We start from the raw sequence: 12,360 nt of genomic DNA, 5'->3' as shown, positions 1-12,360 counted from the left end.
ACTCCCTCAGTTTTCAGAGTCTTCTAGACCGGCAATTCGATCAGGAACCGCGTTAGCCCATCCTGTGATTCGCACCTGATCGTCCCGCCATGAGCTTTGATGATCGACCGGGTTATTGCCAATCCCAACCCTGCGTGTTCGGTGCTGCCTTCATGGCGTGCCGGATCTGCTCGATAGAAACGGTCGAACAACCGCGGCAGCATTTCGGCCGGAATGGTTTTGCCGTTGTTCTCGACGCTGAGACGCACCTGTTGACACGTACATTCAAGGCGGACCGACACCTCACTTTCAGCAGGCGTGAAGCGCAAGGCGTTATCCAGCAGGTTCGATAAGGCCCGACGCAGCATGTGCCGGTCGCCGTTCAGTATCGCTTGGCCTTCTCGCCTCAGGCGCACCTGCGCCTCTTCGGCCAAGGGCAGAAAAAACTCCAGCAGCGCGTCGACCTCACTACCCAGTTGCAAGCGCTCGCGATTCGGGTTCAGCAAGCCATGCTCGGCCTTAGCCAGATAGAGCATGTCATTGACCATCTGCGCCATCCATTGCAACTCTTCCAGATTGCCCAACAACGCCTCGCGATAGGCCTCAAGGTCCCGAGGCCGGGTCAGTGTGACTTGAGTGTGAGTCAGCAAATTCGACAGCGGCGTGCGCAGTTCATGGGCAATGTCCGCCGAAAAGGCCGAAAGCCGCTGGAAGGCATCGTCGAGACGACCCAGCATGGCGTTGAACGCCTGAGTCAACTCAGCCAGTTCGACGGGCATCTCGGTTTGGGGCAGGCGGGTGGTGAGAGAGCTGGCCGACACACTGGCAGCAATCTCGCTCATCTGCCGTAACGGCCGTAAACCGCTGCGAGCCGCCCACGCGCCGAGCAGCGCCGTGGCCAATGCGGAGAGGCCGACGGTCAGCCAGATCAGGTGCTGCATGCGTTCGAGGAAGTGCTGGTGGTGGGTGATGTTCAGCAGCAAGGTCAGTTGCGGCGAAGCCTGCTGCTCTGGCCGTAGGGGCACCGAGTAGGAGCGGTATGAGACACCTTGATCGGCGACGGTGTTCAGCCCGTCATGCACGCGGGTCTGATTCATCGACGGCGTCACACTGTCGAACCACAACCTGCCGTCTACGCCGTGGACCTGTAAACTCAGGTCCGGCGAGTGTGCCAGTTCATCCTGCAAGGCTTGCCGATGCTCTGTCAGTAGCTCTGCGCTGGTCACTCCCGTCAAGGCATCGCGCAGGCTCGGCAGTTTGCTGTCCAGCAGTTGCTGATCCAGTTCCATGAAGTGCGCTTCGCTGGCCTGGTTGAACAGCACGCCCGCTGTCAGGGAAACCAGCGCGGTGCAGGCAGCGAACAATAAAGCCAGGCGACTGCCCAGGGAGATACGCTTGAGCATCAGAGGTCGCGCTCTTCGAGGACATAGCCCATGCCGCGCACGGTGTGAATCAACTTGTGGGTGAAATCGTCATCGACTTTCAGGCGCAGGCGGCGGATGGCGACTTCGATCACGTTGGTATCGCTGTCGAAATTCATGTCCCAGACCTGCGAAGCGATCAGCGACTTGGGCAGCACTTCGCCCTTGCGTCGCAGCATCAGTTCCAGGAGTGAGAACTCCTTGGCCGTGAGGTCGATGCGTTGACCGTTGCGCTCGACTCTGCGGCGTAGTAGATCCAGACGCAGGTCGGCCAGTTGCAGATGGGTCTCCTGACTGGCACTGCTGCCGCGCCGCAACAGGCTGCGCACCCGGGCCAGCAGTTCGGAAAAGGCGAAAGGCTTGACCAGGTAATCATCGGCGCCCAGTTCCAGCCCGCGTACCCGATCTTCGACAGCATCACGGGCGGTCAGAAACAGCACGGGCGTGTCCAGACCGGTACTGCGCACGGCCTGCAGGATCTGCCAGCCATCACGACCGGGGAGCATGACGTCCAGAATCAGCAACGCGTAGTCCCCGGTCAGCGCCAGATGCTGGCCACTGGTTCCGTCAGCCACAAGTTCGGTGTTGAAGCCGGCTTCGGTCAGGCCCTGACACAGGTATTGTCCGGTTTTCGCTTGATCTTCGACGATCAGTAATTTCATGGCGACTCATCAATCCTGTTAACGCTCCGCGGTGTTCGCAGGCGTACTTTATAACGCGACCCGGGCGGGCGAGTGCGCAAGCTTACAAAGTTGTAATGTCGCGGTCAGCTTAATGGCAGTGACCCAGGCTCAATGTCGGGGCATTGATTGCCGTTGACTGGAGATCCACATGTCCGCTCGCTTTATCGTTGCCGCTGTCTTGCTCAGTGCCAGCCTGTTATCCCAGGCCTCGCCCGATGCGCATTTCGATTTCGGCCATCCCGCCAAGGCTGACGAAGCTACCAGAACTGTCGAGTTGACCTTGGGTGACATGTATTTCGAGCCCAAAACACTGACGGTAAAAGAGGGCGAAACGGTGCGTTTCGTATTGGTCAACAAGGGCGCGCTGCTGCACGAGTTCAACCTGGGTGATGCGGCGATGCATGCTGCGCATCAGCAGGAAATGCTCAAAATGGTTGCCAGTGGCATGCTGACGGCAACCGGCATGAGGCACGACATGCCCGGAATGGATCATGGCGAAATGGGCATGAAGCACGACGATCCCAACAGTGTGCTGGTCGAGCCGGGCAAGACCACCGAGCTGACGTGGACGTTCACCAAAGTCACCCGTCTGGAGTTCTCCTGCAATATTCCCGGCCACTATCAGGCAGGGATGGTCGGAAAAATCGTGATCGCCGACTAATCGCTGAAAGGGCGGGACAAAACCTATAAACTTGGCGGTCATGATTTCACATCAGCCATTTTTAATACGTTTTCAGGTCCCGCCATGCATCCCGCCGAACACTCGCCGCTGGGCAAGTCCAGTGAATACATCGCCACCTACATGCCATCCTTGCTGTTTCCGATCCCGCGCACGGCCAAATGGGCAGAGCTCGGATTGACCGCCGAGACGCTGCCGTATCAGGGTATCGATTTCTGGAACTGCTATGAGTTGTCCTGGCTTTTGCCTTCGGGCAAGCCGGTGGTGGCGATCGGAGAGTTCAGCATTCCGGCCGATTCGCCCAGCATCATCGAGTCGAAGTCGTTCAAGCTTTACCTCAATTCGCTGAATCAGACGCCCTTTGCATCTGAGGCCGAACTGATCGCGACGCTGGAAAAGGATCTTTCGGCAGCTGCCGGCAAGCGTGTGGGCGTGCGCATTCGCTCGTTACGGGAGATTGAAGCCGAAGGCATTGTGCCGGTACCAGGCGTGTGCGTGGACGAACTGGACGTGACCGTCGATAGCTACGACCGCCCACAGCCGGAATTGCTGCGTTGCGACCACTCCCAGGTGGTGGAGGAGGCGTTGCACAGTCATCTGCTAAAGTCCAACTGCCCGGTGACCAGCCAGCCTGACTGGGGCAGCGTGGCCGTGCAATATCGTGGTGCAGCGCTGGATCACGCGAGTTTCCTGGCGTACATCGTTAGCTTCCGCCAGCATTCGGATTTTCACGAGCAGTGTGTGGAGCGAATCTTCATGGACCTGCAGCGCCTGCTCAAACCGGAAAAACTCACGGTCTACGCGCGCTACGTGCGTCGCGGCGGGTTGGACATCAATCCGTACCGCAGCACCGAGACACTTACGCTGGAGAACGGGCGCCTGGCACGGCAGTGAACGCCAGCTCCTCTATGCCTGTGCCAGAGCCGTGTCATATTGCGAAGGGTAGAAAGGTCGAATGCAAAAGCCCGTCGTGATGACGGGCTTTTGCCGACTGCGCGGGGCGGGCTTCAGATCCCGATATTGCCCAGCGTCTGCACGATATTGCGCAGGGTCCCGGCGATGGTCGGGTGTTCGACCTCAAAGCGTTCGACCGCAAGGTTCACGCCATCGGCGAGGTTGTTGTCCTGAGTGGTGGTTTCCAGAGCAATCTGCGACTGGATCTGGCTCATCAACTCATTCAGGTGCACGCGTTCTTCTTCGGTCAGCGGCGGGTTTTGGTCCAGTTGCTCGCGCAGGGTATTGAGTTGTTCTTGCAGTTCTCGGGCGGGCATAGGGTGCTCCCTCAATTGATAGTCTTTGCATGGACCGCAACGCGTCGGCAAAGGTCCCTGGTTGCCAAGACTAACCCAGTGCGGGCCCACGTGCATGACTCTGATCAATCAAGGCTTTTCCGCTTTCAAGCGGCGCAGGGCAATGTCGGCCAGACATGATTCCAGTTCGTCCAGATGATCGATGACCGAATGCGCGCCGGTCGCGTAAAGTTCAAGTGTCGCGCGGCCCCGCAGGCGTTCACGTTGCAGGTCGCTCATCGCTTCCCACTGTGCTGGCGACAGCCCGCAGAGGGGGCCGCAGGATGCCAGGCCCACTGTCCAGAGACCGGCGTTGAGCCCGGCCATGAGCAGGCGAGGATCGCCGCTGATCAGTACACAACCGTCAAGCTGCGCGACGTTCAGGCCCATCAGCGCCTGCCAGCAAGCGTCGGGTGCCGGCCACCGGTGGTTCGGAGCCGGTGTCGAGCGGGCCAGGCCCTCAAGGGTCGCCGCCAGTTGTTCGGCGATGCTGGCCGGGTATTCCTCGATCCAGGCGCAGGGAATGCCTTGCTGTCTGAGCCCTTTCAATGCATTGAGCGCTCCTGGCGTGGGTGCGGAGTAAAGGCTGGCATCCTCAGGGGCAAGCGACTGGCCGTCGCTGCTGCAGCGCTTGCGCATCTGCGCGCCGAAATCCACCAGACAGCCGCTCAGGCCAAACAATACAGCGGTGAACGATTGTACGGGCACGGAGGCGGCGGCTAGCATGGAATTCCCTCTCAAATGTCAGTGACGCTAAGGGATTTGCATGACAGTGCGATGACTGACGGGTAACGCCTTACCGCAGATGTGGAGTGAGTCTGGTAATTCCTTCGGTTTTCGGCGACGTAAATATTTACAGAAGGCTTTATACTCTGGCCTTTGGTTTGGGGGCGTAGCGCCCGCTTCATCACTTTGACTGGGAGTTCCTGCTATGCCCGTAACTGGTGCAGGCTTTATTAATCGTCTGGCTCGAACGTGTTTCTGGGCCGGTCTGGCGCTGGTGCCAATGGCCGCTCAGGCCGCTGAAGAAGACCCGTGGGAAGGCGTTAACCGCGCCATCTTCCGTTTCAACGACACTGTCGACACCTATGCCTTGAAACCGATCGCCCAAGGCTATGACTTCATCACGCCGCAGTTCCTTGAAGACGGCATTCACAACATGTTCAAGAACGTAGGTGAAGTGACCAACTTCGCCAACGATGTGTTGCAGGCCAAGCCTGAGGCCGCAGGTGTCGATACGGCGCGCCTGATCTTCAACACTACCTTCGGCCTGCTGGGCTTCTTTGATGTCGGCACCAAAATGGGCCTTCAGCGCAACGACGAGGACTTCGGCCAGACCCTGGGCCACTGGGGCGTGGAAAGCGGTCCGTTCGTGATGCTGCCTTTCTTCGGCCCAAGCACCGTACGCGATGCCTTGGCCAAGTATCCGGACACCTACACCCAGCCGTATCGCTACATCGACAACGTTCCTGCTCGCAACACAGCATTTGGTGTAAGCGTAGTCGATACGCGTGCCAGCCTGCTGTCCGCCGAGAAGCTGATCAACGGCGACAAATACATCTTCATTCGCAATGCCTACCTGCAGAACCGTGAGTTCAAGGTCAAGGATGGCAAGGTCGTCGACGATTTCTGATCGGACACGGCGGTTACATAATGCAAAAAAGGCGACTTTCGAGTCGCCTTTTTCTTTTGGTCGGATCTTTTCGAAATTGTGATGCAGTTCCCGGAGCGAATCACCTCATCGCAAGGATGGTGAGCCCCAGCTTTTGCTCTCCACCGTCGATGTCAGCGATCCAAACCACTTCGGTATCGGCTTCAAGGCCTCTGAGCGCGGTATGGTCGGACTCGATCTTCACGCTTAGCCGATCACCCACCTTAAATGAGCGGGGCGCCTGTATCTGCATGCCCGAACTGGACAAGTCGACGCACACCGCCGCAATGATCTGCCCCGCATAAATGAGGCTGATATCCGCGTCTATACGCATACGGATGTAATCTCGTTTCTCTGCATAGTCGCGATCAAGCTGGCCCATGATCCATCCTTCGTTTTTGTTGCTGATTTAAAGGTTCTTATAACTCCCGGCGATTTGTCGTGTAAAGACACTGGCCGACCGCTGGAGCGTGCTTGAAACACCCGGCGGATGGGAGTACCGTCTGCGCCTTGAAGGGCACCTCTGATAAGTGAAGCGTTTGACCACGAGTCCGCTCACTTTGCACCAGAGAGGCTAGAAGCGAATCCAGTATGCGGGCCTGACAGAATCCGACCGTGTACGCCAACCTAATCTGGCGCCGTTTGCCCACATGCAAAAAACCAGTGCCACGCTGCTGATTATCGATGACGACGAAGTGGTGCGCGCAAGCCTTGCGGCCTACTTGGAAGACAGTGGGTTCAGCGTCCTGCAAGCCGGCAATGGCCTGCAGGGGCTACAAACCTTCGAGAAAAACAAGCCTGATCTAGTGATCTGCGATTTGCGCATGCCTCAAGTTGGAGGGCTGGAACTGATTCGTCAGGTCACCAGCCTGTCCGCGCAAACCCCGGTCATCGTGGTTTCCGGTGCAGGCGTGATGAGCGATGTCGTTGAGGCGTTACGCTTGGGCGCGGCTGATTATCTGATCAAGCCCCTGGAAGACCTTGCGGTGCTCGAGCACTCGGTCAAAAGGGCGCTGGACCGTGCACACCTGCTGCAGGAAAACCAGCTGTATCGTCAGAAGCTTGAGACCGCCAATCGCGAACTCGAAGCCAGCCTGCACCTGCTGCAGGAGGATCAGGATGCCGGTCGTCAGGTTCAAATGAACATGCTGCCGACCAACCCCTGGGCAATCGATTCGTTCCAGTTCGAACACGAAATCATCCCGTCGCTGTATCTGTCGGGCGACTTCGTTGATTATTTCCGTGTCGATGAGCGCCGGGTCGCGTTCTACCTCGCCGATGTGTCGGGACATGGTGCTTCATCAGCGTTTATCACCGTACTCCTGAAGTTCATGACCACGCGCCTGCTGTTCGAATCCAAGCGCGGTGGCACCTTGCCCGAATTCAAGCCTTCTGAAGTCCTCGGACACATCAATAGAGGGCTGATCAGCTGCAAACTGGGCAAACATGTCACGATGGTGGGCGGGGTCATTGACGAGCAAAGTGGGAAGCTGACCTACAGCGTCGGCGGACATCTGCCGTTGCCAGTGCTCTATACCCCTACTGAAACCCGCTATCTGGATGGCCGCGGTCTGCCGGTGGGCCTGTTCAACGAAGCGACGTATTCGGACCACGTTCTGGATCTGCCCGAGTCCTTCAGCCTGACCCTGCTGTCTGATGGCATTCTGGACCTGTTACCGGGTGATACACTTAAAGAGAAGGAAGCCAACTTACCTGAACTGGTCAAGTCGGCAGGCGGCAGCCTGGATGGTCTGCGTCGTAAGTTTGGATTGGCCACACTCGGGGAGATGCCGGATGATATCGCCTTGTTAGTGTTGAGCAGGAACCTTTAATGAGTACCGGTAGAATCCAGTTTGCCGAGCAAGATGGCACTTTCGTCCTGAAGTTCGTGGGTGAAGTGCGCCTGACGCTCTGTTCGGCGTTGGATGCGACGATTGAGCGGATCTTCACCTCGATGAATTTTTCGACCGTGGTGATTGACCTGACCGAAACCCGCAGCATTGACAGCACGACACTTGGCCTGCTTGCCAAGTTGTCCATATTGTCGCGTCAAAAAGCCGGGCTGTTGCCCACAGTCGTCACCACCCACGAAGACATCACGCGTCTGTTGCAGTCAATGGGCTTCGATCAGGTGTTCAATATCGTCGGTCGACCGATCCCGCGCCCGGAGACCTTGAGGGATCTGCCTTCGCAAGATCAGTGCGAGGAGGTGGTGAAGGCCAAGGTGCTGGAGGCGCACAAGATTCTCATGGGGCTGAACGATTCCAATCGCGAAGCCTTTCGCGATCTGGTCAACGCTCTCGAGCATTAGAGCCAAGGGTTTTGCCGCGATCACGAATCGCGGGCATGAAAAAGGGCGGCACCCGTAAGGATGCCGCCCTTTTTACGATTTATTTCTTGGCGCTGAGCAGAGCTTCCAGCTTTTCCTGATCGCGAGCGAACTGGCGAATGCCTTCGGCGAGTTTTTCTGTTGCCATGGCGTCCTCGTTGGATGCCCAGCGGAACTGGCTTTCAATCAATGTCTGACGTGGCTCACCGCCATTGCCTGGCTTGAGCTTCTGAGCCAGCGTACCGTTATCTTCCGACAGCTTTTTCAACAGCTCGGTACTGATGGTCAAGCGGTCACAGCCTGCCAGTTCTTCTATCTGGCTTAGGTTGCGGAAACTGGCGCCCATGACCACAGTCTTGTAGTCATTGGCCTTGTAGTAGTTGTAGATGCGGGTAACAGACTGGACGCCTGGGTCTTCCGCGCCAACGTACTCCTTGCCCTCAGCCTTCTTGTACCAGTCGTAGATGCGCCCCACGAACGGCGAGATCAGGAAAACTCCGGCATCGGCACAGGCCTGGGCCTGAGCGAAGGAGAACAACAGCGTCAGATTGCACTGGATGCCTTCTTTCTCCAGCTGTTCTGCAGCCTTGATGCCTTCCCAGGTAGAAGCCAGCTTAATCAGGATGCGGTCGCGCCCGATTTCGAATTTTTCATACAGATCTACGATGCGCTTGGCGCGGGCGATGCAGGCCTTGGTGTCGAAGGAAAGGCGTGCGTCCACTTCGGTGGAAACGCGGCCCGGCACGACCTTGAGGATCTCGCGGCCGATGGCCACGGCGAAGCGGTCACTTGCTACGTCGATGTCGCCGTTGGCGCCGCTGAAGGCTTCTTTCAGGCGATCTGCATTGCTATCGGTCGAGCCCGCTTTGAGCAGCAGGGAAGGATTGGTCGTAGCATCGAACGGCTTGAGCTTTTCAATGGCAGCGAAATCGCCGGTATCGGCTACGACGGTCGTGAACTGTTTGAGTTGTTCCAGCTTGGAAGTCATGAGCGTGCTCTGTCCTGTGGGTTTGATGACATTACCCGAGCGCCGCCGGTCACTCAAGGGCGTATACCGCAACAGATACACTGAGTTAGACGCTTGTGTTTGCGCAAACAGCAGGCCTGCAGCTTAGCCACGAACCCGGTGCGACATGACATTTTCTTCAGTCCATGTGGGCTAGTGATCTTGGTTCCCGAGGAGGGCGGATACTCGATCCAGACTGATTGGAGCATGGATAACATCGGTCGTTCCCCCGACTTGTCTTTTAATGCGGACATTGCCGTCAAGCGGCTGGTCAGGGGTATAGCCAAAAGCTTACATGCATTGCAGCAAACTGGCTCTTTTAAAACATGAAGTTGAACAGGTACATTGGATCCATCAACTGAAGCAAAGGATTGCTTCGCAGGTCAAGGAAGATCAGCCATTGCGCGGAGCGCTGCCGACAGGGTGTCGGGATGGCCATGAACTGAGAAAACAACCCGCTTCGGCGGGTTTTTTCGTTGGTTATTCAGGCGTGTTCTGACGATGAGCCTACTTGGATATACGATTTGCGTGAACAGGCAGTGGTGCGCTGAAAGGTGTGAGCTGCGGAGCCGCTGCCTGGAGATTTCGCCCCCGTCGAACAAAGTGAGGCTAGCGCTTCTACCCTCAAAGTGAAAACACAACCTGGCAAGCGCAGTCGCCCGTCAGAATATTCCGTTGCAGGCTCATCCTTCGATTTCACGCGAAAAAACTGGTCTACGCTCTCCGCAAAGGAGGGCAGGAGAATGTACGAGGGCAGGGAAATGGCGCTACAAATCGCGCTAAAAGCTGTGTTGGCGACGGCCAGGAAACAGGGCCTGGATGTGGACGCGCTCGCGGAGGCAGCGGCGGACAGCCTCATAGTCGATCCGGCCTACAGCAGCTGGTACGTGTCGGAAGCGATCCTGGAGATCGAGAAGGCGGTCGACGCGCTGCCGGTGGAGTCGTCAGGCCCGCCGCACCTTGAAGAAACACTTAACTGATTCACTGGCGAATATCCCTCATGCTTACAGGCCTTGTACTTGGCAAGGCTGCGCGCGTGCTCGATTGCACAGGGCGCGGGCTGGTTCTCGCTTGCTTCTGAGCCGCGACTGTGTGGTCGCCCTCCGTTCGAAGGTCTGCCTTTCCTGATAAACTGTCGCGCCTTTTTGAGAGATGCTGATCAGCGCGTTGAGCCGCTGCGTCCCGGAAAAAAGCAGAACAGCAGTAGACGGTAAGAAATGAGAGTTGTTGAAATGCAGACCAAACCCGCAGAAAACCTCGCTACACCCGTAGATCCGGTATGCAGGAGGTTTTCTGTTGCGCCGATGATGGACTGGACTGACCGCCACTGCCGGTTCTTCCTGCGCTTACTGTCCAAGCATGCGCTGCTGTACACCGAAATGGTCACCACGGGAGCGCTATTGCATGGCGATGCCGAGCGTTTTCTGCGTCACGACCAGGCCGAGCACCCGCTCGCGCTGCAGCTGGGTGGCAGTGACCCAGCGGACTTGGCGGCCAGTGCACGTCTGGCGCAGGCGGCAGGTTATGACGAGGTCAATCTGAACGTCGGTTGCCCCAGCGACCGCGTGCAGAACAACATGATCGGTGCTGTGCTGATGGGGCATCCGCAACGGGTCGCCGACTGCGTCAAAGCCATGCGCGATGCCGTGTCGATTCCTGTAACCGTCAAACACCGTATCGGCATCAACGGGCGTGACAGCTACGCGCAACTGTGTGAATTCGTCGGTACCGTGCGCGACGCTGGCTGCACAAGCTTTACCGTACACGCGCGGATCGCCATTCTCGAGGGCCTGTCACCCAAGGAAAATCGCGACATTCCCCCACTGCGCTACGACGTCGCCGCACAGCTTAAGCAGGATTTTCCGGAGCTGGAGGTCAACCTCAATGGCGGCATCAAGACCCTGGAGCAGTGCCGGGAGCACTTGAAGACTTTCGACGGGGTAATGCTGGGCCGCGAGGCCTATCACAATCCCTACCTGCTGGCCGAGGTCGACCGCGAACTGTTCGGCGGCAGCGCTGCGCCGGTCACCCGTGCCCAAGCACTCGCCCAACTACGGCCTTATGTCGAAGCCCATCTCCGTGACGGCGGCTCGATGCATCACATCACCCGACACGTGCTCGGCCTGGGCACCGGCTTTCCCGGCGCCCGCAAGTTTCGCCAGCTGCTGTCGGTGGACATTCACAAGACCGACGATCCGCTAGGACTGCTGGACAAGGCGGGGGAGCTGCTGGAAGGGCGTTAGACTCGTAGGCGTCTTTGAAACGTCAAGGCCAGTGGATACGTACATCAGTGAATTCGCCGCGGCCAATGTCACTCGCTACAAGGTTCTTGGAATCGCCCCAAAATAACTACAACATCACAGGAGTCATCGATGCATCCGATTCGTTTAGGGTTGGTGGGTTACGGCAAGATCGCGCAGGACCAGCATGTGCCGGCGATCCGCGCCAACCCGCATTTCGAGTTGGTGGCGGTGGCGACGCTGGGGCAGCCTTGTCCGGGCGTCGATAACTTCGGTTCGCTGGCCGAACTGCTGGCTCAAGGCCCGGATGTCGATGCCATTGCCTTTTGCACGCCGCCCCAAGGGCGTTTTTCGCTGGTGCAAGAGGCGCTGGATTCGGGCAAGCACGTGCTGGTGGAAAAGCCGCCATGCTCGACCCTCGGCGAGGCCATGTCGCTGGTCGATGAAGTCAGTCGGGCAGGCGTCAGCGGTCTGTTTGCCTGGCATTCACGGTTTGCCCCAGGTGTGGGCATCGCCAAGGCGTGGCTACAGGGCAAGACATTGAGCCAGGTGCGGGTGGACTGGAAGGAGCAGGTGCGCAAATGGCATCCGGGCCAGACCTGGATCTGGCAAGCGGGCGGGCTGGGTGTTTTCGATCCGGGGATCAACGCGTTGTCCATCGTCACCGACCTGCTGCCAGGAGCCCTGTTCGTGGAGTCCGCGCGATTGAGCATTCCGGGGAACTGTCAGTCTCCGATCGCCGCTTCGCTAAACATACGTGGGGCTCATGTGGGTGTGATAGCCGAATTCGACTTTGACCATTGTGATACCGAGCAATGGTGTATCGAACTGCATTGTGATGAAGGCGTCATGCGTCTGGACGCTGGCGGGACGCTGGTCAGCATCAATGGCGTAGCACAGAGCGTTTCGGAAGAGGGCGAGTACCCGGCCATGTACCGGCATTTTGCGCAGCTGATTGCTGAGCAAAAAAGCGATCTTGACCTGCAACCGCTGCGCATCGTGGCAGACGGTTTCTTTGTGGGCAGCAAGCAGACGGTGGCAGACTTTTACGAGTAACTCGTAAGACCGGCGATTTATCCGCTG

14 protein-coding genes are annotated in these 12,360 nt (G+C 58.0%); 8 read left to right on the top strand and 6 right to left on the bottom strand.

Annotated elements, in window-relative coordinates:
* Positions 1–23 precede the first annotated feature (23 nt).
* Positions 24–1,382 carry a heavy metal sensor histidine kinase gene (locus tag EC915_RS10630; protein ID WP_133750480.1) on the bottom strand — a complete coding sequence of 453 codons (1,359 nt, stop codon included), beginning with the start codon at positions 1,380–1,382 and terminating at the stop codon, positions 24–26.
* Entirely contained in the window at positions 1,382–2,062 is a 681-nt protein-coding gene (locus EC915_RS10625) for a heavy metal response regulator transcription factor (protein WP_133750479.1), read from the bottom strand. Before EC915_RS10625 ends, EC915_RS10630 begins: the two co-directional genes overlap by 1 nt.
* A 169-nt stretch (positions 2,063–2,231) precedes the next feature.
* Here EC915_RS10625 and EC915_RS10620 point away from each other — a divergent pair, with 169 nt between their 5' ends.
* On the top strand, positions 2,232–2,744 hold the full coding sequence (locus EC915_RS10620; protein ID WP_133750478.1) for a plastocyanin/azurin family copper-binding protein: 513 nt from the start codon (positions 2,232–2,234) through the stop codon (positions 2,742–2,744).
* 84 nt (positions 2,745–2,828) lie between these two features.
* Entirely contained in the window at positions 2,829–3,656 is an 828-nt protein-coding gene (gene queF / locus EC915_RS10615) for an NADPH-dependent 7-cyano-7-deazaguanine reductase QueF (protein ID WP_133750477.1), read from the top strand.
* Positions 3,657–3,769: 113 nt separating this feature from the next.
* Here queF and EC915_RS10610 read toward each other — a convergent pair whose 3' ends face one another.
* Together EC915_RS10610 and EC915_RS10605 are read right to left on the bottom strand one after the other, a co-directional pair.
* Complete coding sequence (locus EC915_RS10610; RefSeq protein WP_133750476.1) at positions 3,770–4,033, bottom strand: DUF4404 family protein; 264 nt, start codon at positions 4,031–4,033, stop codon at positions 3,770–3,772.
* Between the two features lie 108 nt (positions 4,034–4,141).
* On the bottom strand, positions 4,142–4,777 hold the full coding sequence (locus EC915_RS10605) for an HAD family phosphatase (RefSeq protein WP_133750475.1): 636 nt from the start codon (positions 4,775–4,777) through the stop codon (positions 4,142–4,144).
* A 205-nt stretch (positions 4,778–4,982) separates the two neighbouring features.
* On the opposite strand from EC915_RS10605, the gene EC915_RS10600 reads away from it, so the two are divergent.
* A complete protein-coding gene (locus EC915_RS10600) occupies positions 4,983–5,684 on the top strand; it encodes a VacJ family lipoprotein (protein WP_133750474.1) in 702 nt (233 codons plus the stop codon).
* Between the two features lie 100 nt (positions 5,685–5,784).
* Here the strand turns inward: EC915_RS10600 and EC915_RS10595 are convergent, their stop codons facing one another.
* Complete coding sequence (locus tag EC915_RS10595; protein WP_133750473.1) at positions 5,785–6,084, bottom strand: PilZ domain-containing protein; 300 nt, start codon at positions 6,082–6,084, stop codon at positions 5,785–5,787.
* 268 nt (positions 6,085–6,352) lie between these two features.
* On the opposite strand from EC915_RS10595, the gene rssB reads away from it, so the two are divergent.
* The gene (rssB, locus tag EC915_RS10590) at positions 6,353–7,534 is read left to right on the top strand and encodes a two-component system response regulator RssB (RefSeq protein ID WP_133750472.1); all 1,182 of its coding nucleotides are present in this window, start codon (positions 6,353–6,355) and stop codon (positions 7,532–7,534) included.
* Positions 7,534–8,013, top strand: a complete 480-nt coding sequence (gene rssC, locus EC915_RS10585; RefSeq protein WP_133750471.1) for an anti-sigma factor antagonist RssC — start codon at positions 7,534–7,536, stop codon at positions 8,011–8,013. Before rssB ends, rssC begins: the two co-directional genes overlap by 1 nt.
* Positions 8,014–8,092: 79 nt before the next feature.
* On the opposite strand, the gene tal is transcribed toward rssC, so the two are convergent.
* Positions 8,093–9,019, bottom strand: a complete 927-nt coding sequence (tal, locus tag EC915_RS10580; protein WP_133750470.1) for a transaldolase — start codon at positions 9,017–9,019, stop codon at positions 8,093–8,095.
* A gap of 761 nt (positions 9,020–9,780) precedes the next feature.
* Between tal and EC915_RS10575 the strand changes: the two genes are divergently transcribed.
* The 3 genes from EC915_RS10575 (at position 9,781) to EC915_RS10565 (ending at position 12,333) form a co-directional block, all read left to right on the top strand.
* On the top strand, positions 9,781–10,017 hold the full coding sequence (locus EC915_RS10575; RefSeq protein WP_133750469.1) for a hypothetical protein: 237 nt from the start codon (positions 9,781–9,783) through the stop codon (positions 10,015–10,017).
* 252 nt (positions 10,018–10,269) lie between these two features.
* Positions 10,270–11,280: a tRNA dihydrouridine(20/20a) synthase DusA gene (dusA, locus tag EC915_RS10570; protein ID WP_133750468.1), complete on the top strand. Its 1,011-nt coding sequence runs from the start codon at positions 10,270–10,272 to the stop codon at positions 11,278–11,280.
* Between the two features lie 129 nt (positions 11,281–11,409).
* Positions 11,410–12,333 carry a Gfo/Idh/MocA family protein gene (locus EC915_RS10565; protein ID WP_133750467.1) on the top strand — a complete coding sequence of 308 codons (924 nt, stop codon included), beginning with the start codon at positions 11,410–11,412 and terminating at the stop codon, positions 12,331–12,333.
* The last annotated feature ends 27 nt before the right edge of the window (positions 12,334–12,360 follow it).

The sequence above is a fragment of the Pseudomonas sp. LP_7_YM genome (genome assembly GCF_004364435.1).
Taxonomy (GTDB): Bacteria; Pseudomonadota; Gammaproteobacteria; order Pseudomonadales; family Pseudomonadaceae; genus Aquipseudomonas.
This window is presented reverse-complemented; position numbering and strand designations above follow the sequence as displayed.

What these genes read in the sequence shown, in the direction of transcription:
- tal (WP_133750470.1), bottom strand. Translation starts at nt 9,019, where the DNA reads ATGACTTCCAAGCTGGAACAACTCAAACAGTTCACGACCGTCGTAGCC.
- EC915_RS10595 (WP_133750473.1), bottom strand. Translation starts at nt 6,084, where the DNA reads ATGGGCCAGCTTGATCGCGACTATGCAGAGAAACGAGATTACATCCGT.
- EC915_RS10610 (WP_133750476.1), bottom strand. Translation starts at nt 4,033, where the DNA reads ATGCCCGCCCGAGAACTGCAAGAACAACTCAATACCCTGCGCGAGCAA.
- rssB (WP_133750472.1), top strand. Translation starts at nt 6,353, where the DNA reads ATGCAAAAAACCAGTGCCACGCTGCTGATTATCGATGACGACGAAGTG.
- EC915_RS10620 (WP_133750478.1), top strand. Translation starts at nt 2,232, where the DNA reads ATGTCCGCTCGCTTTATCGTTGCCGCTGTCTTGCTCAGTGCCAGCCTG.
- EC915_RS10630 (WP_133750480.1), bottom strand. Translation starts at nt 1,382, where the DNA reads ATGCTCAAGCGTATCTCCCTGGGCAGTCGCCTGGCTTTATTGTTCGCT.
- EC915_RS10575 (WP_133750469.1), top strand. Translation starts at nt 9,781, where the DNA reads ATGTACGAGGGCAGGGAAATGGCGCTACAAATCGCGCTAAAAGCTGTG.
- queF (WP_133750477.1), top strand. Translation starts at nt 2,829, where the DNA reads ATGCATCCCGCCGAACACTCGCCGCTGGGCAAGTCCAGTGAATACATC.
- EC915_RS10625 (WP_133750479.1), bottom strand. Translation starts at nt 2,062, where the DNA reads ATGAAATTACTGATCGTCGAAGATCAAGCGAAAACCGGACAATACCTG.
- rssC (WP_133750471.1), top strand. Translation starts at nt 7,534, where the DNA reads ATGAGTACCGGTAGAATCCAGTTTGCCGAGCAAGATGGCACTTTCGTC.
- dusA (WP_133750468.1), top strand. Translation starts at nt 10,270, where the DNA reads ATGCAGACCAAACCCGCAGAAAACCTCGCTACACCCGTAGATCCGGTA.
- EC915_RS10605 (WP_133750475.1), bottom strand. Translation starts at nt 4,777, where the DNA reads ATGCTAGCCGCCGCCTCCGTGCCCGTACAATCGTTCACCGCTGTATTG.
- EC915_RS10600 (WP_133750474.1), top strand. Translation starts at nt 4,983, where the DNA reads ATGCCCGTAACTGGTGCAGGCTTTATTAATCGTCTGGCTCGAACGTGT.
- EC915_RS10565 (WP_133750467.1), top strand. Translation starts at nt 11,410, where the DNA reads ATGCATCCGATTCGTTTAGGGTTGGTGGGTTACGGCAAGATCGCGCAG.